This is a genomic window from Paenarthrobacter sp. NPDC089675 (assembly GCF_044749185.1).
Taxonomy (GTDB): Bacteria; Actinomycetota; Actinomycetes; order Actinomycetales; family Micrococcaceae; genus Arthrobacter.
Genome location: NZ_JBIVHM010000003.1, coordinates 191,629 through 218,310 on the forward strand (window position 1 = coordinate 191,629; position 26,682 = coordinate 218,310).

Sequence of the window (26,682 nt, forward strand, 5' to 3'; positions counted from 1 at the left end):
TGCTTGGTTCGTAAATCCTATAGGAAACAGGATTGCACGAAGGAGTGATTACTCATGGCGTATACCGCCGAAAACTGGCCCATCACCGCGGCCCTTTTGCAGTTCCCGGGCACCGACGCTTCGGGCCGGCACGTCAACGACGCCGATGCTTCCGTATGGGCTGACGTCTTCCAGGAAGTGAAGGACGCCGGTTTCGCCAACGCCGACCTCACTGACAGCTGGGTCCGTCCGGGCGACCTCAGCAAGGAACGCCTCGCCGAGTTCAAGCAGTCCGCCAACGAGGTCGGCATCGGTATTCCCGTCATCTCCGCCATCCGCCGCAGCGTCATCCACCAGCAGGACTGGGCAGAGAACCTCGCCTACAGCCACCGCACCATCGACGCCGCCGCCGAACTCGGCTGCGAAGTAGTTTCCTTCGGCCTGCACCAGGCCATCACTCCCGAACAGCAGAAGCAACTGTGGTTCTGGACCGTTGAGGGGTACAAGGACCCGGTCGGCGACAAGGAAGCCTGGAACAACGCCGTGTCCCGCATCCGCGAACTTGGCCGGCACGCCGCCGACGCCGGCATCCTCATCTCCCTGGAAATGTACGAGGACACGTACCTCGGCACCGGCGACTCCTCGGTCCAATTGGTCCAGGACATCGGACTGGACAACGTCGGCCTCAACCCCGACCTCGGCAACCTCATCCGCGTGCACCGCCCCATCGAGGACTGGCGCGAACTTGTGGCCAAGACCCTGCCATACTCCAACTACTGGCACATGAAGAACTACATCCGCGACGAAGACGTGGCCCGCGACAGCTACATCGCGATGCCTGCGCCCATGGAAAGCGGCCTCATCAACTACCGCGAAGCCTTCAAGTTCGCGTTGTCTGTCGGCTTCCAGGGCATCCTTTGCGTAGAGCACTATGGCGGCGACGGCCTCAGCGTCACTGCGAGCAACCAGGATTACCTGCGCCGCCACGTCCTGCCCAAGAAGGACGGCTACGTGCTGGGGAAGAGCAAGGTTGCCCAGGGCCGCCAGCAGCCCGCGGCGGAGCTGGCGGGAGCCGCGAAATGACGCAGATCTTCGACAACCCCGCAGACTTTGCCGATGAAGCACTGGACGGATTCGTCGCGGCAAACCGCAACTACGTGGCCCGGGTGGACGGCGGCGTGGTCCGTTCCACCGAAATACCCGAGGGCCAGGTGGCACTCGTGGTGGGTGGCGGTTCGGGACACTACCCGGCTTTCGCCGGACTGGTAGGTCCCGGGCTCGCAGCTGGATCGGCGTGCGGCAACATGTTCGCTTCCCCGGCGGCCGGACAGGTTTACCGCGTGGCCAAGGCAGCCAATGCCGGAGGCGGCGTGCTGCTCAGCTACGGCAACTACGCCGGCGACGTCCTGCACTTCGGCCAGGCCCAGTTGCGGCTCAACGCCGAAGGCATCGAGACCCGCACGGCCCTGGTGACGGACGATATCGCCAGCGCACCCATCGATCAGCTCGAGAATCGCCGCGGCATCGCCGGTGACCTCACCGTGTTCAAGATTGCAGGAGCCGCTGCGGAAGCGGGACTGAACCTTGACGACGTCGAGCGTTTGGCCCTCAAGACCAACTACCGGACCCGCTCCCTTGGCGTGGCCTTCGATGGCTGCACCCTGCCCGGCGCCAAGGATCCGCTGTTCCACGTTCCGGCGGGTCAGATGTCCCTCGGGCTCGGCATCCATGGTGAGCCGGGCATCTCGGAGCACCCGATGCCCACGGCTTCCGAACTCGCCGAACTGCTGGTCTCCAAGCTGCTCGCGGATAAGCCGGAAGGTGCAGGGGACCGCGTGGTGGCGATCGTCAACGGCCTGGGCACCGTGAAGTATGACGAACTCTTCCTGTTGTTCGGCAAGATCGAGAAGCTCCTTGCCGGTGCCGGACTCACGGTAGTCGAACCCGAGTGCGGCGAGCTGGTGACCAGCCTGGATATGTCCGGCCTGTCCCTGACGTTGCTCTGGCTGGATGAGGAACTTGAGCAGTATTGGTCGGCTCCCGCTGACACGCCCGCCTTCCGCAAGGGAAGCATGGCGCCCCGCGCCCCCCGGACCGCTGCGTTGACGGACGACGCCGAAACCTCCGAAGGCGAGCAGCCCACCACTGCGGCTGCCGAACTTGGGCGGCAGGCCGTGGCCGTACTCGCCCAGGTGAGGGACGTCGTCGTCGAACATGAAGAGGAACTCGGCAAACTGGACGCGATCGCCGGCGACGGTGACCACGGCATTGGCATGCGCCGCGGCGTGGACGCCGCTGCGGCCGTTGGTGAGGCGGCTTCGGGTTCATCGGTCTCGCGGGTGCTTCTCGCAGCCGGCGAGGCCTGGAGCGAAAGGGCCGGAGGCACATCGGGAGCGCTCTGGGGTTCAGCGGTCATCGCGGCCGGACAGGCGCTCGGGAACCGTGACTCGTACACGGCGCAGGACGCGAGGGCGGCCGTGACCGCGTTTGCCGGCGCCATTACCGAACTCGGAAAAGCCGAGGCCGGCGACAAGACCATGGTGGATGCCCTCCTCCCGTTCCGGGACGCTTTCCTGGCAGAGCTCGACGGCGGTGGTCCGGTTGACCGCGCCCTGGCAGTCGCTGCTGCGGCAGCAGAGTCCGCTGCCGCGGCAACCGCGGAGCTGCGCCCCCTTAAAGGCAGGGCCCGCCCGCTTGCGGAAAAGAGCCTCGGCCACCCCGATCCCGGCGCGGTTTCCTTCGGGCTGATCGCCTCACGCATCTCACAATTCATCGATTCACAACTGGCCTCCGCCGCTTCGGCGGCCCAAGCCGGAAACGGAGCAGAAGCATGAGTACAACAGAAGGCTGGCGGATCGTCGTCGGCAATGACGAGGCAGGCGTCGAATACAAGAACGCACTCAAGGCCTTGCTCGAAGCCGATCCCCGGGTAGCTTCGGTGACAGACGTGGGTGTGGGCGCAAACGATTCCACCGCCTACCCGCACGTCGCCGTCGATGCCGCACGGAAGGTAGCCGAAGGCGAGGCCGACAGGGCATTGCTGATCTGCGGCACAGGCCTCGGTGTGGCCATCGCTGCCAACAAGGTCCCCGGCATCCGTGCCGTCACGGCACACGACAGCTACTCCGTGGAACGCTCCGTGCTGAGCAACAACGCCCAGGTACTTACCCTCGGCCAGCGTGTCATCGGGCTGGAACTGGCCAAGAAGCTCGTGGGCGAATGGCTTGGCCACCGCTTCGACGAGAACTCCGCTTCCGCTGCCAAGGTGGACGCCATTTGCTCCTACGAACCCGACTACACAAAGGTGGTCTGACCATGACTACAGCAGAAACCCAAGCCCGGAAGATCGCCGTCGTAGGTTCCGGATACATGGGCGGCGGTATCGCCCAGGTTCTGGCGCTCGGTGGCGCCCGCGTGGCCCTCGCGGACGTATCCGCAGAGGTTGCCCGGAAGAACTACGACCGATTGTTGGAAGAATCGGACCAGTTCATCGCCGACGGACTCTTCCCGGAAGGTTCCACGGAGATCCTCAAGCAGAACCTGTGGGCTGCGAAGGACATCGAGGAAGCCGTTGCCGATGCCGACTTCATCGAAGAAGCAGTGCCGGAAGTCCTGGAGATCAAGCACCAGACCCTGGCCCGGATCAGCGCCGCCGCAAAGCCGGACGCCCTGATCGGTTCCAACACCTCCACCATCTCCATCGCCGCGCTGGCCGAAGCCGTCACCAACCCGGAGCGTTTCCTGGGCGTGCACTTCTCCAACCCGTCCCCGTTCATCCCCGGCGTCGAGGTCATCCCGCATGCAGGCACCTCGGCTGCAACGGTCTCGGCATCGCAGGAAATGGTGCACGCTGCCGGCAAGCAGACCGCCGTCGTCAAGGACGTCACCGGTTTCGTCCTGAACCGCCTGCAGTACGCGCTGTTCCACGAGGCCGCGCAGCTGGTGGAGCAGGGCATCGCAACCGCCGACGACGTCGACACCCTGGTGCGTACGACGTTCGGCTTCCGCCTGCCGTTCTTTGGCCCGTTCGCCATTGCCGACATGGCGGGCCTGGACGTCTACAACTTCTGCTACAAGTCGCTGCAGACCAGCTTCCCGGAACGCTTCGCCACGCCGAAGATCCTCACCGATCTTGTGGAAGCCGGCAAGCTCGGCACCAAGACGGGTGCAGGCTTCCTCAACGTTCCCGCCGAGCGCACACCGGAACTCATCGCATACCGCAACAAGGCATACGTGGCCATGCAGAAGCTCATCGAAGAGCTCGGCCCGGCTCCCATCAACTAAACAGGAGAAACACATGACTTTCCCCGCATCACGGACGGCAATCGTTACAGGCGCTGTCTCAGAGCGCGGCATCGGCCGCGCAACCGTGAACTACCTCGCAGCGCAGGGATGGAACATCGGCATCATCGACCTCGATGACGCCGCATGCAAGGCCGCCGCGAAGGAAATCGCCGCGGAATACGGAGTCCAGGCACACGGCGTGGGCGCCAACGTAGCCAGCGAAGCCGAAGTCCGCGCAGCCATTGACGAGCTCGAAGCCGAGCTGCCGCAGATCGTGGCACTCGCCAACGTTGCCGGTGTCAGCTCACCCATCGGTTACCTGGAACTCGAACCCGCCGAATGGGACCGCGTGCTGAACATCAACCTCAACGGCGTGCACTACGCAACCCGCCGGGTGGCTGAGTCCATGGTGAAGAACCGCGTTGGCCGCATCGTCAACATCTCTTCGGTTTCCGCCCAGCGCGGCGGCGGCACCTTCTCCAAGACGCCGTACTCCGTTGCAAAGGCAGGCGTGATCGGACTGACCCGCGCCACGGCCCGCGAGCTCGGCGAATACGACATCACCGTCAACGCGATCTCGCCCGGCCCCATCGACACCGACATCATGGGCGGAACCTTGAGCGAGGAACGCAAGGACGAACTCGTCAAGGACCTCGTGGTAAACCGCGTCGGTTCCACCCGCGATATCGCCGCAGCGATCGCCTTCCTCATCAGCGAGGACGCCGGATACATCTCCGGCCAGACGCTGAATGTGGATGGCGGCCTGTACATGCACTAGGCCTTCGTCGATGAAGACCTGGACCCGTGAACGGAAGATCTACCTTGCCGTAGGCGTCATCGCCTGCCTTGTGGGCATGGTGCTCATTCTCTACCCGCGCTGACGGCTCTGTTCGGCGCAGGCTTTACCGCGTTGATGGCGCGCGCCCAAAGCCATCACCCCCAAATGACTACTCAAAGAGGAGTTTCAATGTCCGTAGCCTCAACTTCCACCAAGGAGTTGCTGGATTCGCCGGTTCTGAAGTCGGCGATATCCAAGGCTTCATTCCGGCTGATGCCCATGCTGGTCATCCTGTACGTTGTGGCTTTCCTGGACCGCACCAATGTGGGCTTCGCTGAGGCTGCCCTCGGTGTGGACAAGGGGATTACCGCAGGTGCATACGCGCTGGGTGCCGGTATCTTCTTCATCGGATACGCACTGTTTGAAATCCCCAGCAACCTGCTGCTCACCAAGTTCGGTGCCAAAGTTTGGTTGGCCCGCATCGCGATCACCTGGGGCATCGTCTCTGCGTGTTTCGCCTTCGTGCAAGGCGAAACCTCATTCATCATCCTCCGCTTCCTGCTGGGTGTCACCGAAGCCGGCCTCTTCCCGGGCGTCATCATGTTCCTTGCGGCATGGTTCCCCAACAAGGTCCGCGTGAAGATGTTCGCCATCTTCTACTTGGCCCAGCCGTTCTCGCAGATGATCGGTGCTCCGCTGTCCGGCTGGCTGATCAACATCGGCGACCAGGTTCCCGGAGTGGCCGGTTGGCAGGTCATGTTTTTCGTCGAAGGCCTGCTCGCCGTCCTTGCCGGTATCGCCTCCTTCTTCTTCCTGATCAACAGCCCGCAGGACGCCAAGTTCCTTAGTAAGGACGAGAAGGCTGCGCTGACCGACGTCATGGCGCTCGAAGACAACGTCAAGGAAGAATCCGGCCCCCGCGGCGTCCTCGCCTCCATGCGGAACGGCAAGGTCTGGTACTTCACCATCATCTACTTCTGCCTGCAGATCGCGGTGTACGGTGTGACGTTCTACCTTCCGCAGCAGGTGTCCCAGCTGACCGGCCAGAAGGTGGGGCTCGTGGTCGGGCTCCTGACCGCCATCCCGTGGTTCTTCGGTATCTTTGCCTGCTTCTTCATTGGCAAGGCCGCCAACACGGTGATCCGTCGCCGCCGCTGGGGTACAGCCCTGTTCGTCTCAACGGGCCTGTGCATCTTCGGGTCCGCCTGGGCCGGGGCCAACCACCAGCCGGCGCTCGGCATCATCTTCATCACCCTCGCGGTGTGCAGCTTCCTGGCGATCGGCCCCATCGCCTGGTCCTACCCGACGGCGTTCCTCACCGGAACTGCCGCAGCTGCGGGCATTGGCCTCATCAACTCCCTCGGCAACCTGGGTGGCTTCGTGGCACCGATCCTCCGCACTGCGGTCAACGAGGCAACGGCGTCGGACACCGGAACCATGGGCGTCTACGCGCTGGGCGTCCTGCCCTTCCTCGCAGCGATCATGATGTTCGGAACCAGGGCCTTCACCAACAAGGCAGATGAGCTGCTGGGCAAGTGATGTTGTTGAAGACTGACGCCGTCTATGTGGGAGTCAGCACCAAAATGTATCTGGGCTATGCGCAATCCCTGGCGTGGCTGGAGCAGTTGGTGAAAGAAGTGGACACCCGTCCGGCCCTCGCGGCCGGGCGGGTGGTCCCGTTTGTCATCCCGTCATTCCCGGTGCTTCCCGCGGCGGCCGACCTGGTGGCCGGTACACCTTTGGTACTCGGTGCACAGAACTGCGGTTGGGCTGACGGGCCGTGGACCGGCGAGGTTTCACCGTCCATGCTCGCCGAGCTTGGGGTTGGGCTGGTGGAAATCGGGCATGCCGAGCGGCGGCGCTGGTTCAGTGAGTCCGACGAGATGATCGCACGCAAGGTGGGTGCCGCCGTCGAATCCGGCCTGACGCCGTTGCTGTGCGTCGGCGAGGAACTCCGCTGCGAACCCGCTGAGGCTGCGGGGTTCGTGTTCGCGAGCATCGAAGCGGCCGTCGCGGGGGACTGGTCCGCTGCCGGTCGCTTGGTGCTTGCGTACGAGCCCATCTGGGCCATTGGGGCCCCCGAGCCTGCCTCGGCCACCTATGTCTCGGCCGTGGTTGCGGAGCTTCGCGGGCTGGTTGCCGCACATGGCCTGGCCGGACTGCCGATCATCTATGGAGGCTCGGCCAAACCCGGTCTCCTCCCGCAGCTCACCGGGGTTTCCGGGCTGTTCCTGGGCCGCTTCGCGCACGATCCCGTGAACTTCGGCCGTGTGCTGGACGAAGCCCTCGCCCTCCCCAAGTAGGTCGCAGTGGGGTCGTTCCCAGCCCTGGGAACGACCCCAACTGCGACTCAGTTGGCGTCCTGAGCGCGCTGGCAAAGGGCTACGAAACCGCCCAGGTTCTCCAGTCCCTCCGGGTGCGTGGGGAGGTAGCTGGTCAGTTCGGGGGAACGCACGACGACGGCACGCCACTTCGCGCGCGACACTGCCACGTTGATCCGGTTGCGTGAGAGAAGGAACTCCATTCCACGGGGAACCTCGCCCGCTGCGGAGGCCGCCATGGACACGATCACCACGGGCGCTTCCTGGCCTTGGAACTTGTCCACAGTGCCCACCCTGACGCTGCCGAGGCCGGCCTCCCGGAGTTGGTGCTTGATGAGCTGCACCTGCGCGTTGTAGGCGGCAACGACGAGGATGCCCGTCTCATCGAGGGGACGTGGTCCGTCTTCTTCCGGGTCCAGCCATTGGAGCCCCAGATGTGCCTGTACTTGCCGCACGACTTCTGCGGCTTCTTCGGGCGAAGACGTCGAGTTGCCGGTGTGGTCAACGTACACGCAAGCTATTCCAGGCCGGGCGCCCTCCAAGTGGCGTTTTGCCGCCGCGGGTGCTGCCTCAAGCCGACCGTCGTAGGAGAGGTCGGAGACGGCATCACACAGAGCGGGATGCATTCGCCATGAGTGGGCAAGGAAGTAGCCGAGGTTCGGCGGCAAGGTGTTGTAGCCCTCGGAGAGCCAGCCGAGGGCCGATTCGTCCACGGGTTCCGGGTGCGTCCCCTGGCTGACTTGCGGCAGCTGTTGGGGGTCGCCGAGCAACAGGAGGCGCTTGGTTGCCCGGCTGACGGCCATGGTGTTGGCCAGGGAGAACTGTCCGGCCTCGTCGATGACCAGCAGATCCAGAGATCCTTCCGGTACCGAAGCGCCAACCATGGTCCAGGCTGTCCCTCCGATGAGGGCGCCCCCGGGTTTGGCCAGGATGCCCTCGACGTCTGCTTTGGCGCACCGTTTCCACGGCAGGGGATCGTTGTGCTTGACCTCCTTGGCTACCCGTTCCGGATCGACGCCGGCCTTCTCCACGGCGGCGCACAGCATGTGCTCCACCACGGCATGCGACTGGGCAACGACGCCCACTTTCCAGCCCTCGTCCACCAGCCGCGCCAGGACATGGGCTCCAACGTAAGTCTTTCCACTGCCGGGAGGTCCTTGGACTGCGAGGTAGGAGTTGTCCAGGTCCTTGACGGCGTCGGTGATGGCGTCGATGTATCCATCCGGTCCCGCCCCGACGGGTGGCAGTGCTTCACGTGTGGCCAGCCTCGGCGGTTGCCTGCGGACGATGTCCAGGGCAGGTTGTTTTGGCCATTCGGGCAGGGAGTTCCGCAGTCGTGCGGCGAGGGCGGCCAGTGCGGCCTTCTGTCCTGTTGTGAAGATGGGCTGGCTGGGAGTGAGAGCCATGGGGAGTTGCCGGAACTCCGAAGAATCATTGCGTAGCCCTTCTTTGACGATGACGAACTCGAAGTCGTCTTCCTCTCCGGTCTCCACCACCTCTGTTCCGTCCCAACCACTCCGGCCCAAGACGGACGACTCTTTTGCGACCAAGGCATCAGGCAGCGGAGGGCCGTACATCCTGAAGTATTTCTTGCCGACCTCCAGTCCTGCTCCGTCACCGGAACGGCCCGCCAATTTCAGGATCCGCGCCGGATTGCTCTTGGGCGTTGGCTTTGCCCAGTCCTTCAGCACTTGGGCGTGGTCAACAATGAAGAGGTCCCGCCCGTCGTCCCACTGAGATGTGGGCTTCTCAAGGCGGTCGAAATGCCCCCACCAGTACTGCTTGTCCTCCCGGCGGTGGTAGCCGACTCCCGCCGCCACGATGCCAATGGCCCGCGAATCCGCTGAAGCCCGCTCGTGGTCGGACAACCCGTCAAGGTACTCGAACAGTGCCTGTTCTTCCGGCGCGGCTTGATACTTCGCCGGCTCGGGCGTGGACTCCGCATCCACTGGCGAAGCTTCAGCACCGCCGGGAACAATTCCCCGCTCCGCCCCGCGTGCCAGCAGCCAATTCCGCAGCTCCAAGGTGGAGAGGCAGTCGTATTCGTTGTAGTCCCGAATGCTCTCAAGAATGGCAGCGGCCTGCTCGGCCTGTCCGTTGTCCCTGGCTGTGCAGTAGTCCGCATACGCAACAACGGAAGCGCCGGCGTCGGTCACGTCACCGGACCGCAAATGCCGGCCCATGTACAGGGGCTCGAGTTTCTTGATGCTGTAGGAGTTCTCTGAAACCCGGATGCTGTGCCGGACCGTATCGTAAAGGTCCACGAGGACGCCCTGCCGCAAAAGATCGTCGACGGCGGTTTCGCCCACCACATGCGTGAGGGAAAGGTTCCTGAGGGCCGTCTTTTCGTAGGCCGCATAGTGGTAGATGTGCATGCCCGGGTACTGGGCGCGCCGCTTGTCCACGTAGTCCAGGAAGTCCACGAATGCTTGGCCTTCTTCGGGACGCGAGTGGGCCCAGAACGGCCGGAACACCGGCGCGGCCTCGGGATCCTCCGGGGTCTCCACGACGCCGAACAGGTACTCCAGGCCCCACTTTCCGGTGACTGGATCCTGCCAGAGGGGATCGCCCTCAAAGTCGAAGAAGATGTCGCCCGGATCAGGTGCGGGGAGCCTGCCCAGTGTGTTGTCGGGCAGGACGTTGTAGCTGACGGACTTGGATTCGCCTGCTTTGTCCGTGTAGTGGACCGTGCCGTCCGGGTTCCCGGTGCCGGTCTGCAACCTGGCTTGCTCCCTAAGCCGCAGCAAGGTGTGGTCGCCTTCGGGAGGCAGGGCAGCCAAATCGTCGATGGTGGTGATGCCGGCTTCGATCAGTTTCTTCCGCCGGCTGATCCGCATTCCGGCAACCTTCAGGAGGTCGCGGTGCAGCAACACCTGTTCGGCGCAGTAGTCGCAACGGCCGCATGCCGTGTAGCGGGGATCGCCCCATTGGACGGGTTCAGGTTCACCGATGCGGGTCGAGGTCATCCGCAGGAATCGTTCGCGGCGTTCCTTGAAGACGGGCAGGATCTCCGCGAGCGGATGGTCGGAGTGCACGCGGTTGCCGAGGACCAGCGTCACCACCGGATCCGGAGTGATCCCGGCCTTGAGCAACTGATCCCCGTAGGCCGCCAATTGGAGCAGTGCCGTGACCTTGGCATGACGGGCAAGCTTTGTATCGAAGACGGCATAGGTGCCGCCGGGCCTCTTGACCAGGAAGTCGGACCTGCCGTGGAATACGCCGTCGAAGAATGCCGCCTGGAACACGATGTCCGCGCCGGCCCGCAAAGCCTCGATGGATTCCGCATGCTTGGCCGTAAGGGTGGCGCGGTCCATCTCAGTGGCGGGATCGACGTCGTACACGCCCCTTCCAGTAGCCGCATCCCAAGGCCCAAATTCCGCTACGAACTCGTCCAGGACCATGTGCTCGTGGATATCGCCCAGCTTGGCAGTACGATCCAGCATCGCGTCCTTGGCAAAATCGGGAACCGGCGACCGTCCCAGCTTCTCGTCGAGCTTGCGCAGCAGCTGGTACTCGCACGTGGCAGCAATGACAAGGTCGCTGGCGGAATAGACCAGGTCCCGGGGCGCGCCCGCTATCTCCGGATCGAGGAAGAACACGGTGACCGACTCCTAACGCCAAGCAAAGCTGAAACCCTTGCTGCCAAGCTATCAGCGGGCCCTGACAATATAGCGGGCCCGGACAATATAGGAGGCTTGGCAATTCGGGAGGCCCGGCAAATTAGACTGCCCCCATGACTGAATCAGCCCTGACAGACCCGGCGTTCGAAGCCGCATACCAGGCCGCACAAAAGAGCCTCAGCGAAGGGGGCATCCCTATCGGGGCGGCCTTGGCCCGCGGAGGAGAGGTCATCGCAAGCGGCCACAACGAACGCGTCCAGCACGGTGACCCGATTGCGCATGGAGAGATGTCCGCGCTGCGGGCGGCCGGACGCCAGAAGACCTATAGGGACACCACCCTCTACACCACGCTTGCCCCCTGTGCGATGTGTACCGGGACCATCATCCAGTTCAAGATCCCGCGGGTGGTGGTGGGTGAAGCGGAGACCTTCCCCGGCGAGTTCGATCTCCTGCGGTCACGTGGCGTGGAGGTGGTGGTCCTCGACGATCCCCGCTGCGTCGACATGATGCGGGCGTTCCAGGAAGAACACCCTGAACTGTGGGCCGAGGACATCGCCGAGTGAAGGCTTAAAGTACGACGGCGGCACCAAGGGCGGGGTGCCGCCGTCGCCGGCTGCTGTGAAGCCATTCGTCAAAAGGCCGTCCGACGGCTATTTGGCAGGCTTCCCTGGAGCCGACCGGCGGGAACGGGCCGCCGGAGTTGGGGGAATCAGTTCCTTGACCTGGGCCACGACAGCGGGGTTGGCGCCCCGCGTTCCCAGGTCTTTGGCGAGGGTTTCCACCTCGGACTTTGCGGCTGCGGCGTCGTCGGCCTTCACGTGCAGTTCAGTGCGCAACTCCACCAGTTTGCGGTAGGCGAGGTTGCTGCCGGGAACGCCTTCCTGCTGATACGCGGCCAAGCCTGCGTCCGTTATTGCAAGGGCACGTTCCGGGTCGGCGCTGTGGTGTTTGACCATCTTGTCGTCCTTGCGACGGTAGAAATCGTCTCCCACGGACTGTGCCACTGCCGTGGCGGCCTTGACGCCCAAAGGTTCGCCGCTGAACCGCTCGGCAGCCTCCGTCAGGGTGTCCAGGCCCTTGCTCAGGTGCGGGGACATGGAGCCCTCGAAGGCCAGGGTCAGGCCCACTTCGCGGGTAAAGAACTCGGGAGCGAAGCGGTCCTCCTCCTTGGTGGCGGGGAAGCCGACACGAAGCGGCAGGGTATTGGATGCCTGGACCACGCCGTCAGTGCTGTAGACGGCCCGAACCAGATACTGGCCGGGTTCATCGAACGCGAAACCCACCGTGCCGAAGGCCAGTTGGACCAGTTGGCTGTAGCGGTCGCTGCCGTCCGTATTGCCGGCGGGCGCCAGGTTCACCGGTTCCGGAAGGCCGTAGAAGCAGACCACCGATTCGTGCAAGACCACGGTTCCGTCGGGTTTCTGCACATAGACCGTGGTGTTGCCGTACCGCGGATCCAAACGGCCATCCACCAACACGGGAGCGTCACTGGTATTGCGCAGGCGGAACTCGATGGCCACAGGCTCCATGTAGTCGAAGTAGCTCTTCGCGGAAAGCGCCAGTTCCACATCGCTGCCGGGACCGGATACGGTCATGGCGCCGGGAGGGGACTCAAGGTGCCCGCCGGAGGCCCACGGATCGCCGCCCATGATCACGGCGGCGCGGTCGCCGTGGCGCATGTGGAGCAACTCGTCGTCGTCAAAGCGGAAGCGGAAATTGGCCCAAAACGTGTCGGCTCCGTTGCGCTGATCGTATTTCCAGTCGTAGTTCATCCAGGACAACGCATCCGGGCGCGCCTTGTCCCACGCATGCAGGAAGTTGAAGGCATGGCCTGCCTCGTGGACCCAGGTGTAAAGGAAATGGCGCATGGCCCAGGCCTGGTCCTGGGTGGCGGGGTTATTGACCAGGTTGGTGAACCATGTGTGCTTCCTGAACACAGCAAAGCCCTGCCGGTCGGGTCCGCGGCCTGCGCCGCCAAAGCCCGCGGCGGCGTCGAACATGATGCCACCCACGCCCGCGGTGTCGAAGAGTCCTGCTTGCACGCCCCACAGGTTCCACGCTGGCCAGCCGGAGTTGTATTTGCCGAAGGAAGTTTCCATGGCGTCGTGGAGTTCGCCCACGTTCCAGGATGCGAAGCCCGCGGCACTGTCGTCGATCACAGTGTGGTCCGGATCGATCGTCACCGCGACGCCCGCGTCTTTGTAGGCGGACTCGATGCTCAGGGTCCGTTCCGCCAGATCCGCGGGACGGTTGTTGTGCAAGTGGGTGTTGTACAGGGGTGCTTTGGGATCGATGTCCACCGACTGGCAATAGTCCAGCTCAAGGTTGACGTCCCTGAAGCAATCGGAGCGGTACTTGCAGGCAAACGGCTGCCCGGCCACGCCGCCTCCCGTGAACGTCACCACGGCACCCGTGATGGCGCCGTGGGCCCAAGAGACCACAATGTCCACGGTGGTGGCGGGATGGGCGCCTTTCCAATACCGGACCGTCCCGGTGATGCGCGCGTCCGAGCGGTTCATGGTCACCGCGGGTGTATCGACAATCCACGATTCCACATAGGTCTTCACCAGCTGGGTAAGGCCGTCGACTTTCACGAGGCGGGTGCTGTAAATATCGCCGCTGACTTTGTTAAGAACCGGAGATTCGACGCCCTGGCGGGGATCGACGTCGAGCCTCAGGTCAAGTGCGCTGCCCACCGGGCCGCTGGTGGCTTGCGTACCCTCATAGCGCCCGCTGATCGCTGCGGTGCGCCAGCAGCGCCACCAATCCTCGGTGGGCCAGGAGAAGGACTGCGGCGACTGGTCGGCGGGGGACTGAAACGGGAAGGCTGACGGGTGATGGGGCACAGGGTCAAGGAGGGTGCTGGGGACGTTGGGGATGTCCATGGGAGGGATCTTTCTCGCGCTGCATGCAATCAAACAATGCGTTCGCCGGCGTCACAGGCACAGAGGGACCTTGTTGGTCGGTCTGCTCCGGGCGGATCGGCGGCATGACGGTTCAGGGCGGGGCGGTGCGAGTGGGGAGTCCCGATGATGGGGGTGTTAGGCCTTAGCCCAGAAGCCGTGAATAAACCCAAGACGAAGATACTCCAACGAATGGAATATATCCATAGGTTTCCGGGAAATTATTACCCAGGAGGCCGCAGGGTTGCCTAGTCAGTGCTGACAGCCCGGCGTAGGCTGGCATCATCGGCGCCGGTGCCGAAGGCTCAACCCGAAGGACCCCGCGTCGATACACCCCAATCGATGAAGGAGGACCCATGAGTGTCGTACGTGAATTCATGACCACGGATGCCTGGTGTATCCCGGAAGACCAGACTCTTGAGGACGCCGCCCGCAAGATGAAGGAACTGGACTGCGGTTCGCTTCCCATCTGCGGTAATGACGGCAAGCTCTCCGGCGTCATCACCGACCGCGACATCGTGATCAAGTGCCTGGCCGAAGGCAAGGATGCCCGCGAAGTACGGGCCAGCGAGCTGGCCCAGGGCAAGCCGTACTGGATTGATGCGGACGCCAGCATCGACGAATGCATCCGCATGATGGAAGAGCACCAGGTCCGCCGGCTTCCCGTGATCAGCGACCACAAATTCGTCGGCATCATCAGCCAGGGAGATATTGCCCGGAACTACAGCGAGGACCGCGTAGGCGAGATGGTGGAGCACATTTCCGCCAGGGAGCACATGGCTCACTAGCCCCGCCAGGAGCACCCAGTAATCCAGCCGCCGCGAAGCGCTCCTCCTAGAGGAACGCCTCGCGGCCCGTTCCTTCGCGCAGCACCAATTCACCGTCTTCGATCGAGACGATCAGGCTTTTGGGCTTACCCGCCAGCTTCCTGGTTGCGCTGAGTTTTCGGCTGCCGACTTCAATACCTACCGTGGCTCCCTTCGCGGGCAGTTCCACCGTGAGTTCGTCGGCCATTCCCAAGAGCATCTTGGTGGACACACCCCGCTCGGACGCGGCCGGCTTGCCGTTGACGGTCACCGTCACGTCATCGGATTCAAACCCGTCCTGGAGAATGATCAGCAGTTCCTGCATGGTCCAACTACAGCACTAACCTCGGCGCCGGGATAGGGCCGGACCTGAAAACTGTCGGCCCGGTGAGGCAAACTGTCATGGTGACCCAACTTCTCCAACACCAGTCAGCCGACTCTGCCATCCACCAACTCATCGCCAAGGAACTGGGCGTCCAGGCCTGGCAGGTCAAGGCAGCGGTGGAACTGCTCGACGCCGGATCCACCGTTCCCTTCATCGCCCGCTACCGTAAGGAAGCCACCGGGACGCTGGATGACACCCAGTTGCGTGATCTCGAGGAACGCCTGCGGTACCTGCGCGAACTGGAAGAGCGGCGCAAGTCCGTCCTCGAAGCGATCGCAGCGCAAGGGAAGCTGACCCCCGAACTCGAAGCCGCCGTCGTCGGGGCCGACACCAAGGCGCGCCTTGAAGACATTTACCTTCCGTTCAAGTCCAAGCGCCGCACCAAAGCGCAGATAGCCCGCGAAGCGGGGCTCGAACCGCTGGCCGACGCCCTCCTGGCCAACCCGCAGCTGAACCCGGAAACGGAAGCTGCCAGGTACTTGAACGCCGAGCACTCCATCGACGACTCCGCATCGGCGCTCGCAGGCGCACGGGCCATCCTGGTGGAACGCGTGGCCCAAGACCCGGACCTGGCCGAGGACCTCCGCGAACGCCTGTGGAAGCAGGGCCGGATGGTCTCGCGGGTGAAGAAGGGCATGGAGGCCGAGGGCCAGAAGTTCAAGGACTACTTCGAGTTCACGCAGGTCCCCTCAGGCATGCCCTCGCACCGGGTTCTTGCCCTGTTGCGCGGCGAGAAGGACGGTGTCCTGGAGCTCGACCTCACCGAAGCAGATCCAGCCGACGACGACGCCCTCGCCGCCGCCCGTTCGCGGTACGAGAATGCTGTGGCCAAGTCCCTCGGCGTCGCCAACCAAGGCCGTCCCGCCGATTCCTGGCTCACCCAGACGGCCCAGCTCGCCTGGCGCGGCCGCATCCTTGATCGGCTCACCACGGACCTTCGAGGCCGCCTGTTCGCCGATGCCGAGGACGAGGCCGTTCGTGTGTTCGCGGCGAACCTGCGCGATGTCCTCCTCGCGGCACCCGCCGGCAACCGGGCCACCCTCGGCCTGGACCCGGGACTTCGAACGGGCGTGAAGGTGGCGGTCGTTGACGGAACCGGGAAGGTGGTGGCTACCGACACCATCTACCCGCACGCTCCGGCCAAGAAGTGGGACGAGGCACTGGCAACGCTTGGGCGCCTGGCCAAGCAACACAATATTGAGCTTGTGGCCATCGGCAACGGCACGGCTTCGCGGGAAACTGACAAGCTGGCAACCGAGCTCATCAAGTCCCTTGACGCCGCGGGCGTGAAGGGAGTCCAGAAGCTGGTGGTCTCCGAGGCCGGCGCCTCCGTGTACTCGGCGTCGGCTTTGGCTGCTTCCGAGCTTCCCGGTATGGACGTCTCCCTCCGCGGTGCTGTGTCCATTGCCCGCAGGCTGCAGGATCCCCTTGCCGAGTTGGTGAAGATCGAGCCCAAATCCATCGGCGTCGGGCAATACCAGCACGACGTCACGGCGGCCAAGCTCGACCGTTCGCTGGATGCCGTGGTGGAGGACTGCGTCAACGCCGTGGGAGTCGACGTGAACACAGCCTCACCCGCCTTGTTGAGCCGCGTGGCCGGTGTGGGGCCGCTGCTGAGCGAGAACATCGTGGCCTACCGGAATGAGCACGGGCCGTTCGCCAAACGCAGCGACCTGAAGAAGGTGCCTCGACTGGGTGCCAAGGCCTTCGAGCAGTGCGCGGGCTTCCTCCGGATCACCGGGGGAGCGGAGCCGTTGGACGCCTCCAGCGTTCACCCCGAGGCGTACTCCGTTGCCCGCAAGATCCTCGTGGCGGCCGGCGGTGCACCGGCCACGTCCCTAAACCCGCAGGCTTTCGTTGACGGCACGTTCGGTTTGCCGACGGTCAAAGACATCATGTCCGAACTGGAGAAGCCCGGCCGTGATCCGCGACCTGCTTTCAAGGCTGCATCCTTCTCCGAGGGTATTGAGAAGATCTCCGATCTCAAGCCCGGAATGATCCTGGAAGGAACCGTGACCAACGTTGCCGCGTTCGGTGCTTTCGTGGATGTCGGAGTGCACCAGGACGGCCTGGTTCACGTCTCCGCACTGTCCAACAAGTTCGTTTCGGATCCGCGGGAAATTGTGAGGTCAGGGCAGGTGGTGCGTGTCAAGGTGCTCGAAGCCGATCCCGAACGGAAGCGCATCTCCCTGACGTTGCGCTTGGAAGACGAGCCTGGGGCAGCCGGTGGCCGGGGCCAAGGGGCCCGCAGCGAAGGGCGCGACGGTGGCCAGCGCGGCCCGGGGCAGCGCCGGCAGGCCCAAAGCAACCCACGCGTTGGCAACCCCGGAAGTGGCGGCAACCGCCGCCAAGGCAGTCCAGCACCCGCGGACACGGCCATGGCGGAAGCCCTGCGCCGGGCCGGGCTTGGCAAATAGCGAAGGCCGGCTACGACGGAACGGATGATCCGTCAGGTACCCGCGTGCCGCCGTCGGATTTCTTTTCCTTCTGCCACGGCCACCGCCCGGTGATCTCCAACTCCAGGGAAAAACTGAGGAACGTCCGGATCAGCACGATGATCGCAAGGACGCCCACGCTCTCGAACGTGGGCGTCACCGCGACTGTCCGGATGATGTCGGCGGCCACGAGGAGTTCGAGTCCCAGCAGGATGGAACGGCCAAGCAACTGGCGGTACGCGCGGTAGGGAGAGAACGGAGCCAGTCCGTCGGCGCGCTTGGGTTGGTAACCGCGGACGGCCAGCGGAATGGAAATCACGGCGCCAACAACCATGACCGCCACGCCTGCAAAGTCCATGTAGCGGCCAACTACCTCGATGATGTGCTGGAAATCCATGGCCCTCCTGGCGGTGCTGGACTATCGGTGCTGGCGTTACGGTGCGGGAACGGGGAAGAAGACCCGGGGGTCCTGCAGCAGGGCCGGGTAGTCGAACGCGGCGCGGTCGATCACGTCAGTGAGTTCGAAGTTGCGTGCAAAGCGCCCGTCCACGGTGATGGGCCGGCCCACTACCTTGCCCAGTGCGAAGACCCGCCCACCCTCGAACGGGACCGCGATCTCGGTCTTGCCCGGGAGGGTGTTGAACGCCTCTTCCGCGGCAGCGCGCTTGCGGGTTGGCTTCTTCTCGAGCTTGACTGCACGTTTCTTGGGGGCGCCGAGGTTACGGCGGGACTTCTCTTCCTCGTACACAAACTGGTATTCGTCCGGGTTCGCGGCCGGCCGGGCTTTGCCGTGCGGGGGCAGGCTCACCGTGGTCAGGTCCTCCGGCCGGAGATCCTCGACGGCGGCCCGCAGGATCCAGAGGCGCTCGTCTTCCGGATCCTCGGGGTGGAATTCGTGGCGGGGCTCGGGCCAGATGTACTCCAGGCGCTCTTCCGTGCCGGTGAAGAGGGGGCCGTAGTGCTTAGGATCCTTGGCGATGAGCTTGGACCGGTGCGTCTCGTGCAGGTCCTCGTCACCGAGCCACCACGGCATCACGATCTTGGCCGCGTAGTCCGGGTGCGCGGCCTGGGGTGCGAACTCGGCGATGTTGGCACGGGTGTTGTCCGGGTGTCCGCGCTTGATCCATTCGTCGGCCATGGCAAGGCCGTACATGGTCAGTGCCGGGACGTGTCCCATCCACATCCGGACGGCGGGGTGGTTCTGCCAACCGTAGTTGGGGATGACGAGTGCGCGGAGCACCTGGAGGGCTTCGACGCGCTGCTTGCCGAGCCTTGAGGTGTCCAGCGCGGCGGCGCTCTCGCGGAAGTCGGCGAAGGGGAGGAAAGTCTGCATCCTTTAAGTCTGCGGGTGCACCGGCAGAGAACCAAGTTGAGGGTCCGGGACACGCGGCTGCGATCCGGCCTAGAGTTGTCGGGTGGAAACTTTTGGCGAGAAAACGACGACGTCGGCACCCCCGGTTGCCGAATTGCACCTGCACATCGAAGGGACCCTCCAGCCCGAGCTCATCTTCGCCCTGGCTGAGCGCAACGGGATCGAACTGCCCTACGAGGACATCGATGAACTGCGCGAAAAGTACGAGTTCACCGACCTGCAGTCCTTCTTGGACCTTTACTACGCCAACATGGCCGTCCTGCAGACGGAGCAGGACTTCACGGATATGACCAGGGACTACCTTAAGCGCGCGGCTGCCGGCGGGGTGCGTCATGCGGAGATCATGATGGACCCGCAGGCGCACGTCTCCCGTGGTGTGGCGCTGGAAACGTGCGTCAACGGTGTAGCCAACGCGCTGGCCACTTCAGAGGAGGACTTCGGCGTCTCGACACTGCTCATTGCCGCGTTCCTGAGGGATATGTCCGAGGAATCCGCGCTGGAGGTGTTGAACCAGCTCCTCGACATGCATGCTCCGATTGTTGGAATCGGGCTGGACTCTGCCGAGGTGGGCAACCCGCCGTCGAAATTCGAGAAGCTCTACGAGCGCGCAGGCGAGGCGGGCCTCCGGAGGATCGCCCACGCGGGGGAGGAAGGCCCGGCGTCTTACATCACGGAAGCCCTGGACCTCCTGCACGTGGAGCGCATCGATCACGGCATCCGCTGCATGGAGGACACCGAGGTGGTACAGCGCCTGGTCGCCGAGCAGGTGCCGTTGACGGTGTGCCCGCTCTCGAACGTGCGCCTCCGTGCCGTCGACAAGCTGGAGGACCACCCGCTGCCCGAGATGCTGGCGATCGGGCTCAACGTGTGTGTGAACTCCGATGATCCCGCGTACTTCGGCGGTTACGTGGATGACAACTACCAGCAGTTGGTCAAAGTCCACGGCTTCTCCATCCCCGAGCAAGCCACCCTCGCGGCCAACTCGATCCGCTCCTCGTTCGCGAGCGATGAACGGAAGTCCGTGCTGCTGGACGAGGTCTCCGAGTGGGTCAAAGAGTCACTTCCTCCCCAGTAACCGGGCTCCAGGCGAGACTCTTAGCTCACTTAGGGCGTCGCGAATGTCACACTCGGTCACGACACACGGTGTTTACCTTCTGCAGTCGCGGGAATTAACAAATCATTGGCAAACTGCTGGGTGAGTATCCACCCATTGAAGGAGAAGCATGGGCGCGAACACCGCCGAGAACACCAACCTTCGTTTGAAGGCCGTCCTGGACATCCTCGCTGAAGGCGTGTGGTCCGGAGCAACGTTGAACGCCGGTGAGGTGCTGGCCGAAGCGATCGCCCGCGTCCCGTTCAACGCCCACGAGGCTGAACTGCTTAGCGGCGGCATCCCGCGTGGCCACAAGACCCTCACCTCGGCCTCGGCCAAGCTGGTCAAGGCGGGTTGGCTGGTCAAGGGACGCTCGGGCTGGACCATCCCGGAGGACGGGCTGCGCGCTACGGTCGCCTTCCCTGACGTTGCGGCTTTCGCTGCAGCGCTCGACGCCGGGACTCCCGTTCCGGACGACGTCGCCGTTCCCACCGCGCCTCCCGCCAAGCCGAAGACGAAGCGCGCTGCGAGCAAGAAGGCTGCTGCCGGTGAGGTCGCGGAGCCGAAGGTTGCAGCTGCGAAGGTAGCTGCTCCGAAGGCCGCGGCAGTCAAGGCGACCACGGCCAAGAAGACCACGCGCAAGGCCCCGGCCAAGGCAACCGCTACTCCCGCCGTCGAGACCTTGCCGCAGCCGGAAGCCGTGGCTGTTGCGGGCGACTTCAACAAGATCCTGGGCGCACCGGAGGACTGGGCTCCGCAGTACGACGAGGCACAGATGGAGTTCAACCCGTTGGTCCAGGTGTGGACGCTCCAGGCCGAATTGCCCGCCGGTTTCTACACCTACAAGATCGCCCTTAACCGCTCGTGGGACGAAAACTATGGGGCATTCGGCACCCGCGACGGTGCTAACCACGAGTTGAACCACGACGGCGGCCCCGTCACCATCACGTACAGCCACGCAACGCACGACATCGTGGTGGGCTAGGTCCGCCCGGACACGAATGCCGCCCTTGTGCGCTGTACCCATTCATCAATGCGGGGAGCAGCGAACAAGGGCGGGATTCGTTAAGGTGGGTCCATGGTTGCAGAGGACGTGAGGCTCACGGCGCGCGTTACCGGAGTGGTGCAGGGCGTTGGGTTTCGCTACTGGACCGCCCGGAAAGCTGACGAGCTCCTGCTGAAAGGGACCGTCCGGAACCTCTTTGACGGGTCCGTGGAGCTCGTTGCCGAAGGACCGTCCGCTGACGTTGACCGCATGCTGGCCTGGTTGGACTCACCCGATGCCCCCGGCCGCGTGGCAGACATCGAATCAGCTGTGACCGAGGCGACCGGTGAGTTCAAAGGGTTCAATATAGTCGGCTAGGCCAATTCAACGGTCACCCCGAACATCAGCCAGTATCACGGCCGTGCTCATCTCCCCCTTCACTCGCTCCAGTGCGGTAAAGTCTGCATTCGTGTTCTGGAGAGCCCGCACATTGACCGTCGCGAGCAGTTCGGCAAATACATGCGCCGATGCCTGAGCTTCGGTCTCCATGCCGCTGCGAAGGGATGAGCTGTAAGGATGCTGTGACGTCATGCTCAGTCACGGTAGCAACCCAATCTGTGACGTCGCGTCGAGGTGCCGTCCAGACTACGTGGGGCTGTCGCCGGCCAAAGCGCGGCCCGCTGCGACGTAGTGATCCAGCGGCTGCAGCGCAGGCTGGGAGGAGGCGTCGCGGACCGCGTCGGCACCCACGGCATTCGCCGCAGCAAGGGCATGCTCGTACTCCAGCCCGGCCTGCAATGCCAGGACCAGCGCCGCACAGAAGGCGTCCCCGGCCCCGATGGTATTGGCGATATCCGTAACAGCGACGGCGGGGGCTTCGGCCACCCGTTCGCCGTGCTCGAAGATTGCCGAGCCTTCTCCGCCGTACGTGACGGCCACCAGAGGAGCTTGCCGGAGCTCAGGGATGAGCGCATATTCGGTTTCGTTCACGATCACCAGGTCGCACCGTTCAAGGAGTTCCGGCAATAGCGGCGCGGCCGGTGCAGCGTTCAGGGCAAAGAAGCCCTTGGCCCGACGGGCGGCGTCCAGCACTACGTCCTGGTCCACTTCGAGCTGGCACAGCACTGCTTCTTCCTCGCCGAAGGACACTCCATCCACGGACACCTCCCCGTTGGCGCCCGGGCACACAACGATTTGGTTCTCGCCGTCGGAATCCACCAGGACCAGCGCGGTGCCGGTTGCCTCGTCCACGTGCCGGATGTTCTTGACGTCGACGCCGGCACTGGCCATTGCGTCCAGAAGTTGGCGTCCGGCCTCGTCGCGCCCAACGGCCCCGATCATGCGCGAGGCACCTGCCAGACGGGCTGCAGCAACTGCTTGGTTGGCTCCCTTTCCACCGGGTTGCCGGCAAAGGACGCCGTCTCCAACGGTTTCGCCGGGGGAGGGGAGTCGGTGGGTGGTGGCGGTGATGTCGAGGTTGATGCTGCCCACGATGGTGAGGGCGGATTTGGGCATGGAAGAGCTCATGGAGGGGCCTATCTGGGAGCGGAAGTTCAGGAGGACTGGATGACCGAGAGGTGGCCGGCGCGGGCGGCCACGAGGCACTTGGCCAAGTAGAACGGCGAACCGTTGCGGCGGACGTACTGGGTCAGCACCAGCACAGGATCGGAGGGGCGGAGGTCCAGCAACTTGGCGCGGCTGGGACCGGCGGTGCTCAGGCTGATCTGGCATTCACCCGGCCCGAGGCTTGTCCCCGACACGCCAGCAAGGACTTCAAGCAGCGTTGATGCGGGCAGCCCGGGAGCTTCCGCGGCCTCTGTGAGTGCAACCGCCTCCGGAATTCCTTGCGGCACGTTTTCCTGCAGGTGGGCCACAGGTTCTCCGTTGCGGATGAGCACGCTTTCCCAAAACCAGACGTCTTCCTCTGGCTGGACCCCGAGGCCGGGCGCCACGAATTCCGAGGCAGGTTGCGTGATGGCGGCAACCCTTTTGACCTGGATATCCGAGTCCTGGCCGCCGAGGAGTTGATCGAAGGGCCGGATGTGCTCGATCCCGATCCGGGGGAGCGAATCAGCAACAAAGCGGCCCACTCCTCGCCGTGCACGGGTGAGGCCGTCTTCCTCAAGGAGCATCAGCGCTTCCCGGATCACGGTCCGGCTGACGTCCATCATGTTGCCCAGTTCGGTTTCCGTGGGCAGGAGTGAGCCTGGCGGAAGGATCTTGGTCCGGATGGCCTCGGCGATGCGGGAGTACGCCGCTACGCGCAGGGGCTGGCCCTGCTGGGGAGCAATGGGCCGGGACAGGAACTGGACGGCGTTGTCGGTCAAGGAAGCCTCGCTTGAAATCGGTTAGGGACACTGTACCCGAGAAATGTGAGAGGTTGCACAAGCTCGTAATACATGCTTGTATAACAACTCACATCTCGCGGCGCCGTCTCGCGCCCTCGGACAAAGGAGTTTGATGTGAACATCCCCAACACAGCGGTGGAGCCGCACGAAACGGCCGCCGTCGTCGAAGAGGAAAGCCGCTTCCAAGGCCGTGCCGCGGCCTTCCTCATCACCACGCTGGTCCTGGCCGTGCTCGCGTTCCAGCTCAACGCCAGCATGATCACGCCGGCCTTGCCGCACATCGGCTCCTTCTTCGGCGAATCGCCCGAGGCCGTAGCCCAGGTCCAATCCATGTTCTTCCTCGCCGGCGCCATCTCCGGTCCCGTGATTGGACGGTGGAGCGACTTCATCGGACGCCGGACTGCCCTGCTGCTGGTGCTGGGCATCATGGGCGCGGGAACAGTGCTGTGCATCTTCGCCCCGAACCTGCCCCTGCTGGTTACCGGCCGCTTCATGCAGGGTGTTTCCAGCGCGATCTTCGCCCTCTCCTACATCGTCCTGAACGAGTACCTGCCTGCCCGTCTTTTTGGTACTTCGATCGGCATCATCGCTGCCATCAACGGCGGCGTAGGCGGAGTGGACGGCTACTTCGGCGGACTCATGGCAGAGACCCTGGGCTTCCAGTCGATTTTCGTCGCCGTGCTGGTACTGGCTGCGATCGCCGTCGTGTGTGTCATCAAAGTCGTCCCGAAGGGACTCCCGACTGCCGCGACCGGCCGGATGGACTGGTGGGGTGCCGGTTCGCTCTCGGTGTTCCTCGTGTTCATCACGTACTTCGTCTCCACGGGTTCGTCCGCGGGATGGACCTCGCCTGCCGCCCTTGGTCTCCTGGCCGGGAGCATCGCCTCCTTCACGGCTTTCTGGCTGATCGAGAAGAAGCGCGAAACGCCCCTGGTAGCCGTCCACCACCTTTGCTCCCGCCAAGTGTGGCCGGTCATCGCCACCACGGTCCTGACCCTGGCCGGCATCTTCGCCATCATCAATTTCACCGTGGTGCTCCTCAGCCAGGACAAGAACAGCGGTTTCGGCCTGTCCGCGTCCGTCGCGGCGCTCCTCTTCCTGACTCCTGCGGCACTGATCGGCGTGTTCGCCGCGCCGCTTGCCGGTTGGATAGCCGACCGCCGCGGCTGGATCAAGACCGTCCGCGTTGGCTCCACGGCCAGCCTTGCCTGCGCAATCGTGGCTGCCTTGTTCGCCAGCAACCAGATCGCCGTCCTGATCGCGATCGCAGCGCTCGGCGTCTTCTACAACGGTTTCTTCCTCACCGCCATCAACGGCCTCTCGGTCCTCCTCTCGCCCAAGGAAGCACCCGCCGCCCTGCCGGGAATCAACGGAGCGGGCTTCGGCATCGGGGCGAGTCTCGGCGTCGTGGTTGTTGCCCCGTTCGCGGGCCTCGGCACCGCCGCTGGCTACTCAACAGCCCTCTGGATTTCCGTGTCCATCACTGTTCTCGCCTTCATAGTGAGCCTGTTCATCGCTGCCCCCAAGGGCGAAAAGATCTAACGCACGACGCCGGACCGCACCCTCCGGGCCAACGCACCTCCTCCCAGCACGCCGACCCACGGCGCCAGCCGATCCGAAAAGAGAAACCATGAACCAGCCCGCCCCCTTCTTCCTTGACTGCGATACCGGCATCGACGACGCCTTGGCCCTCGCCTACCTCCTGGCCACTCCACGGGCCGAGCTCGTAGGTATCGGCACGGTCAGCGGGAATATCAGCGCCGCAGGCGGGGCCCGGAACACCCTGGACCTGCTCAAGCTTGCGGGCCATCCGGACATCCCGGTGGCCGTGGGCGCGCACGATCCGCAGGTGGGCACGTTTCACGGCGGCGCACCGCACGTCCATGGAGACAACGGGATCGGGGGAGTGGACCTGGAGCCCTCGGACCGTGAGCCGGTGGAGGGTACGGCGGCCGAGCTCCTGGTCGAACTCGCCCGGAAGCACGCCGGTGAGCTGCGCGTCGTCGCAATCGGTCCGTTGACGAACATTGCCGAAGCCCTGCGCCTGGAGCCTAATCTGCCCGCACTCGTCGCGGAGCTGACCATCATGGGAGGTGCGGCCCTGGCTCCCGGAAACATCACCCCGGTTGCCGAAGCCAACATCGCCAACGATCCCGAAGCCGCGGCCGAGGTCCTTGCTGCAGACTGGGACGTGACACTGGTGCCCTTGGACGTGACCATGACCAACGTTCTCGAGGAGAGCCACAGGCAGGAACTATTGGCCTCGGACCACGCGGTTTCGCAGGCGCTGGGTGAGATGCTCGGCTACTACTTCGGCTTCTACGTGGACATCTTTGGGCGCGCTTGCTCGGCCATGCACGATCCCCTCGCTGCGGCCATTGCCGTCAGGGGAGTCGAACTCGCGGTTGCTCCGAAGGTTCGGGTGCAGGTAGACACCACCGGCGGTCCGGGCCGTGGCCAGACCGTGTGTGATCTCCGCGGTCAGTACGTGGGCTTCCCGGATCAACGCGGCGCCCGATGCCGCGTGGTGCTGTCCATTGGCGAGGAGTTCGCGCCGCACCTGCTGGGAACCATGCAGGCAGCCTGGCTCTCGGAGGACGAGGTTATGCGTACATCAGCGAGCCCGGGGTTGTGAGCGTCTCGCCCGTCTCCAACCAGGTCTTCAGGCCCGAGAGGATCATGGGCCAGCCACCATAGAGCTGGTCGTTGGCGCCTTCGCGCAGCTGATCGTGCGTCACGGTGAGATGGCACGAATCGCCAACGGGCTCGATCTCCCAGGTGATGCGTGAGGTTCCCTCGGCCTTCACATCCTCGCCCCACAGCGCGGTCATGGTCTGGACCAGCCGTCGCGGAGGGTCGACCTCGATGTTTTCGCCCTCGCCCAGGGGAGCGTCCGCCTTGGGATTCCGCATCTCAAAGCGTCCACCCTGGGTCCAGTCCGAGGTGAGGGTGTTCCCAAACTGGTACTTGCTGCGGATTTCGCTGGTGGTGATGGCTTCCCACAGCCGTTCGGGCGTGGTCTTGATGTAAATCTCGAAGATCTTTTCCATGGGACTTTCCAATCTGGATTTGAGGTCGCTGAGGGCAGCGGCCCATGGTTCTGCATATTTGCTCACCCAGCGATCGTGAATGAGCCGGATGGGGACCGGGTTCAGGAAGTGCAGCTTTTCACGCCCCCGACGGCGGGTGACCACGAGTCCTGCATCTTCCAGCAGTTTGAGGTGCTTTGCGATACCGAACCGGGTCATCTCGAACCGGGCTCCGAGGCCGGACAGGGTTTGCCCGTCCTCACGGTACAACTCGTCGAGCAATTCCCGGCGGGTTGGATCTGCGAGTGCCTTGAACACGGGGTCCATGCAGCCAGAATAGGTGA

At 64.1% G+C, this 26,682-nt stretch carries 24 protein-coding genes; 15 read left to right on the forward strand and 9 right to left on the reverse strand.

The genetic code is table 11. From position 1 onward, the window contains the following. Window positions 1-54 precede the first annotated feature (54 nt). From ACIPY2_RS08495 to ACIPY2_RS08525, 7 genes are all read left to right on the forward strand, one after another. Window positions 55-1,062 carry a sugar phosphate isomerase/epimerase family protein gene (locus ACIPY2_RS08495; protein WP_400265936.1) on the forward strand — a complete coding sequence of 336 codons (1,008 nt, stop codon included), beginning with the start codon at window positions 55-57 and terminating at the stop codon, window positions 1,060-1,062. Then, a complete protein-coding gene (dhaL, locus tag ACIPY2_RS08500; protein WP_400265937.1) occupies window positions 1,059-2,813 on the forward strand; it encodes a dihydroxyacetone kinase subunit DhaL in 1,755 nt (584 codons plus the stop codon). The genes ACIPY2_RS08495 and dhaL overlap by 4 nt, the downstream gene beginning before the upstream one ends. Next, entirely contained in the window at window positions 2,810-3,292 is a 483-nt protein-coding gene (locus ACIPY2_RS08505) for a ribose-5-phosphate isomerase (RefSeq protein WP_400265938.1), read from the forward strand. Before dhaL ends, ACIPY2_RS08505 begins: the two co-directional genes overlap by 4 nt. A 2-nt stretch (window positions 3,293-3,294) precedes the next feature. Beyond that, on the forward strand, window positions 3,295-4,263 hold the full coding sequence (locus ACIPY2_RS08510) for a 3-hydroxyacyl-CoA dehydrogenase family protein (protein WP_400265939.1): 969 nt from the start codon (window positions 3,295-3,297) through the stop codon (window positions 4,261-4,263). Between the two features lie 13 nt (window positions 4,264-4,276). Next, complete coding sequence (locus ACIPY2_RS08515; RefSeq protein WP_400265940.1) at window positions 4,277-5,041, forward strand: SDR family NAD(P)-dependent oxidoreductase; 765 nt, start codon at window positions 4,277-4,279, stop codon at window positions 5,039-5,041. Window positions 5,042-5,230: 189 nt separating this feature from the next. Next, complete coding sequence (locus ACIPY2_RS08520; protein WP_400265941.1) at window positions 5,231-6,580, forward strand: MFS transporter; 1,350 nt, start codon at window positions 5,231-5,233, stop codon at window positions 6,578-6,580. Beyond that, complete coding sequence (locus ACIPY2_RS08525) at window positions 6,580-7,344, forward strand: triose-phosphate isomerase family protein (RefSeq protein ID WP_400265942.1); 765 nt, start codon at window positions 6,580-6,582, stop codon at window positions 7,342-7,344. Before ACIPY2_RS08520 ends, ACIPY2_RS08525 begins: the two co-directional genes overlap by 1 nt. A 47-nt stretch (window positions 7,345-7,391) precedes the next feature. Here ACIPY2_RS08525 and ACIPY2_RS08530 read toward each other — a convergent pair whose 3' ends face one another. After that, window positions 7,392-10,961, reverse strand: coding sequence for a TM0106 family RecB-like putative nuclease (locus tag ACIPY2_RS08530; RefSeq protein WP_400265943.1), 3,570 nt, complete (start codon window positions 10,959-10,961; stop codon window positions 7,392-7,394). Window positions 10,962-11,095: 134 nt separating this feature from the next. Between ACIPY2_RS08530 and ACIPY2_RS08535 the strand changes: the two genes are divergently transcribed. Beyond that, a complete protein-coding gene (locus tag ACIPY2_RS08535; protein WP_400265944.1) occupies window positions 11,096-11,545 on the forward strand; it encodes a nucleoside deaminase in 450 nt (149 codons plus the stop codon). Window positions 11,546-11,632: 87 nt separating this feature from the next. Here ACIPY2_RS08535 and ACIPY2_RS08540 read toward each other — a convergent pair whose 3' ends face one another. Next, window positions 11,633-13,867 (reverse strand): hypothetical protein, encoded by a 2,235-nt coding sequence (locus ACIPY2_RS08540; protein ID WP_400265945.1) that lies wholly within the window; start codon window positions 13,865-13,867, stop codon window positions 11,633-11,635. 374 nt (window positions 13,868-14,241) lie between these two features. On the opposite strand from ACIPY2_RS08540, the gene ACIPY2_RS08545 reads away from it, so the two are divergent. Further along, window positions 14,242-14,673, forward strand: a complete 432-nt coding sequence (locus ACIPY2_RS08545) for a CBS domain-containing protein (protein WP_400265946.1) — start codon at window positions 14,242-14,244, stop codon at window positions 14,671-14,673. A gap of 46 nt (window positions 14,674-14,719) precedes the next feature. Here the strand turns inward: ACIPY2_RS08545 and ACIPY2_RS08550 are convergent, their stop codons facing one another. Beyond that, the gene (locus ACIPY2_RS08550; RefSeq protein ID WP_400265947.1) at window positions 14,720-15,016 is read right to left on the reverse strand and encodes a hypothetical protein; all 297 of its coding nucleotides are present in this window, start codon (window positions 15,014-15,016) and stop codon (window positions 14,720-14,722) included. Between the two features lie 77 nt (window positions 15,017-15,093). Here ACIPY2_RS08550 and ACIPY2_RS08555 point away from each other — a divergent pair, with 77 nt between their 5' ends. Beyond that, window positions 15,094-17,493: a Tex family protein gene (locus tag ACIPY2_RS08555; protein ID WP_400265948.1), complete on the forward strand. Its 2,400-nt coding sequence runs from the start codon at window positions 15,094-15,096 to the stop codon at window positions 17,491-17,493. A 10-nt stretch (window positions 17,494-17,503) separates the two neighbouring features. Here ACIPY2_RS08555 and ACIPY2_RS08560 read toward each other — a convergent pair whose 3' ends face one another. Both ACIPY2_RS08560 and ACIPY2_RS08565 read right to left on the reverse strand, forming a co-directional pair. Then, window positions 17,504-17,908, reverse strand: coding sequence for a DUF1622 domain-containing protein (locus ACIPY2_RS08560; protein ID WP_400265949.1), 405 nt, complete (start codon window positions 17,906-17,908; stop codon window positions 17,504-17,506). Between the two features lie 36 nt (window positions 17,909-17,944). After that, entirely contained in the window at window positions 17,945-18,844 is a 900-nt protein-coding gene (locus ACIPY2_RS08565; RefSeq protein ID WP_400265950.1) for an MSMEG_6728 family protein, read from the reverse strand. Between the two features lie 82 nt (window positions 18,845-18,926). Between ACIPY2_RS08565 and ACIPY2_RS08570 the strand changes: the two genes are divergently transcribed. The 3 genes from ACIPY2_RS08570 (at window position 18,927) to ACIPY2_RS08580 (ending at window position 21,339) form a co-directional block, all read left to right on the forward strand. Further along, window positions 18,927-19,958, forward strand: coding sequence for an adenosine deaminase (locus ACIPY2_RS08570; RefSeq protein WP_400265951.1), 1,032 nt, complete (start codon window positions 18,927-18,929; stop codon window positions 19,956-19,958). Window positions 19,959-20,106: 148 nt separating this feature from the next. After that, the gene (locus ACIPY2_RS08575; RefSeq protein WP_400265952.1) at window positions 20,107-20,961 is read left to right on the forward strand and encodes a glycosidase; all 855 of its coding nucleotides are present in this window, start codon (window positions 20,107-20,109) and stop codon (window positions 20,959-20,961) included. 93 nt (window positions 20,962-21,054) lie between these two features. After that, window positions 21,055-21,339 (forward strand): acylphosphatase, encoded by a 285-nt coding sequence (locus ACIPY2_RS08580; protein ID WP_400265953.1) that lies wholly within the window; start codon window positions 21,055-21,057, stop codon window positions 21,337-21,339. 6 nt (window positions 21,340-21,345) lie between these two features. On the opposite strand, the gene ACIPY2_RS08585 is transcribed toward ACIPY2_RS08580, so the two are convergent. Genes ACIPY2_RS08585 through ACIPY2_RS08595 form a run of 3 tightly spaced genes read right to left on the reverse strand, consistent with a single transcriptional unit; the run spans window position 21,346 to window position 23,288 of the window. Continuing rightward, a complete protein-coding gene (locus ACIPY2_RS08585; RefSeq protein WP_400265954.1) occupies window positions 21,346-21,552 on the reverse strand; it encodes a hypothetical protein in 207 nt (68 codons plus the stop codon). A 54-nt stretch (window positions 21,553-21,606) separates the two neighbouring features. Next, window positions 21,607-22,488 (reverse strand): PfkB family carbohydrate kinase, encoded by an 882-nt coding sequence (locus ACIPY2_RS08590; protein WP_400265955.1) that lies wholly within the window; start codon window positions 22,486-22,488, stop codon window positions 21,607-21,609. 26 nt (window positions 22,489-22,514) lie between these two features. After that, window positions 22,515-23,288, reverse strand: coding sequence for a GntR family transcriptional regulator (locus ACIPY2_RS08595; protein ID WP_400265956.1), 774 nt, complete (start codon window positions 23,286-23,288; stop codon window positions 22,515-22,517). 135 nt (window positions 23,289-23,423) lie between these two features. On the opposite strand from ACIPY2_RS08595, the gene ACIPY2_RS08600 reads away from it, so the two are divergent. Together ACIPY2_RS08600 and ACIPY2_RS08605 are read left to right on the forward strand one after the other, a co-directional pair. Continuing rightward, window positions 23,424-24,851: an MFS transporter gene (locus ACIPY2_RS08600; RefSeq protein ID WP_400265957.1), complete on the forward strand. Its 1,428-nt coding sequence runs from the start codon at window positions 23,424-23,426 to the stop codon at window positions 24,849-24,851. Between the two features lie 88 nt (window positions 24,852-24,939). Next, window positions 24,940-25,944 (forward strand): nucleoside hydrolase, encoded by a 1,005-nt coding sequence (locus ACIPY2_RS08605; protein ID WP_400265958.1) that lies wholly within the window; start codon window positions 24,940-24,942, stop codon window positions 25,942-25,944. On the opposite strand, the gene ACIPY2_RS08610 is transcribed toward ACIPY2_RS08605, so the two are convergent. Continuing rightward, a complete protein-coding gene (locus ACIPY2_RS08610; protein ID WP_400265959.1) occupies window positions 25,913-26,665 on the reverse strand; it encodes an ArsR/SmtB family transcription factor in 753 nt (250 codons plus the stop codon). The two genes, ACIPY2_RS08605 and ACIPY2_RS08610, sit on opposite strands and share 32 nt — an antisense overlap. Between the last annotated feature and the right edge of the window lie 17 nt (window positions 26,666-26,682).

What these genes read in the sequence shown, in the direction of transcription:
- ACIPY2_RS08495 (WP_400265936.1), top strand. Translation starts at nt 55, where the DNA reads ATGGCGTATACCGCCGAAAACTGGCCCATCACCGCGGCCCTTTTGCAG.
- dhaL (WP_400265937.1), top strand. Translation starts at nt 1,059, where the DNA reads ATGACGCAGATCTTCGACAACCCCGCAGACTTTGCCGATGAAGCACTG.
- ACIPY2_RS08505 (WP_400265938.1), top strand. Translation starts at nt 2,810, where the DNA reads ATGAGTACAACAGAAGGCTGGCGGATCGTCGTCGGCAATGACGAGGCA.
- ACIPY2_RS08510 (WP_400265939.1), top strand. Translation starts at nt 3,295, where the DNA reads ATGACTACAGCAGAAACCCAAGCCCGGAAGATCGCCGTCGTAGGTTCC.
- ACIPY2_RS08515 (WP_400265940.1), top strand. Translation starts at nt 4,277, where the DNA reads ATGACTTTCCCCGCATCACGGACGGCAATCGTTACAGGCGCTGTCTCA.
- ACIPY2_RS08520 (WP_400265941.1), top strand. Translation starts at nt 5,231, where the DNA reads ATGTCCGTAGCCTCAACTTCCACCAAGGAGTTGCTGGATTCGCCGGTT.
- ACIPY2_RS08525 (WP_400265942.1), top strand. Translation starts at nt 6,580, where the DNA reads ATGTTGTTGAAGACTGACGCCGTCTATGTGGGAGTCAGCACCAAAATG.
- ACIPY2_RS08535 (WP_400265944.1), top strand. Translation starts at nt 11,096, where the DNA reads ATGACTGAATCAGCCCTGACAGACCCGGCGTTCGAAGCCGCATACCAG.
- ACIPY2_RS08540 (WP_400265945.1), bottom strand. Translation starts at nt 13,867, where the DNA reads ATGGACATCCCCAACGTCCCCAGCACCCTCCTTGACCCTGTGCCCCAT.
- ACIPY2_RS08545 (WP_400265946.1), top strand. Translation starts at nt 14,242, where the DNA reads ATGAGTGTCGTACGTGAATTCATGACCACGGATGCCTGGTGTATCCCG.
- ACIPY2_RS08550 (WP_400265947.1), bottom strand. Translation starts at nt 15,016, where the DNA reads ATGCAGGAACTGCTGATCATTCTCCAGGACGGGTTTGAATCCGATGAC.
- ACIPY2_RS08555 (WP_400265948.1), top strand. Translation starts at nt 15,094, where the DNA reads ATGGTGACCCAACTTCTCCAACACCAGTCAGCCGACTCTGCCATCCAC.
- ACIPY2_RS08560 (WP_400265949.1), bottom strand. Translation starts at nt 17,908, where the DNA reads ATGGATTTCCAGCACATCATCGAGGTAGTTGGCCGCTACATGGACTTT.
- ACIPY2_RS08565 (WP_400265950.1), bottom strand. Translation starts at nt 18,844, where the DNA reads ATGCAGACTTTCCTCCCCTTCGCCGACTTCCGCGAGAGCGCCGCCGCG.
- ACIPY2_RS08575 (WP_400265952.1), top strand. Translation starts at nt 20,107, where the DNA reads ATGGGCGCGAACACCGCCGAGAACACCAACCTTCGTTTGAAGGCCGTC.
- ACIPY2_RS08580 (WP_400265953.1), top strand. Translation starts at nt 21,055, where the DNA reads ATGGTTGCAGAGGACGTGAGGCTCACGGCGCGCGTTACCGGAGTGGTG.
- ACIPY2_RS08585 (WP_400265954.1), bottom strand. Translation starts at nt 21,552, where the DNA reads ATGACGTCACAGCATCCTTACAGCTCATCCCTTCGCAGCGGCATGGAG.
- ACIPY2_RS08590 (WP_400265955.1), bottom strand. Translation starts at nt 22,488, where the DNA reads ATGAGCTCTTCCATGCCCAAATCCGCCCTCACCATCGTGGGCAGCATC.
- ACIPY2_RS08605 (WP_400265958.1), top strand. Translation starts at nt 24,940, where the DNA reads ATGAACCAGCCCGCCCCCTTCTTCCTTGACTGCGATACCGGCATCGAC.
- ACIPY2_RS08610 (WP_400265959.1), bottom strand. Translation starts at nt 26,665, where the DNA reads ATGGACCCCGTGTTCAAGGCACTCGCAGATCCAACCCGCCGGGAATTG.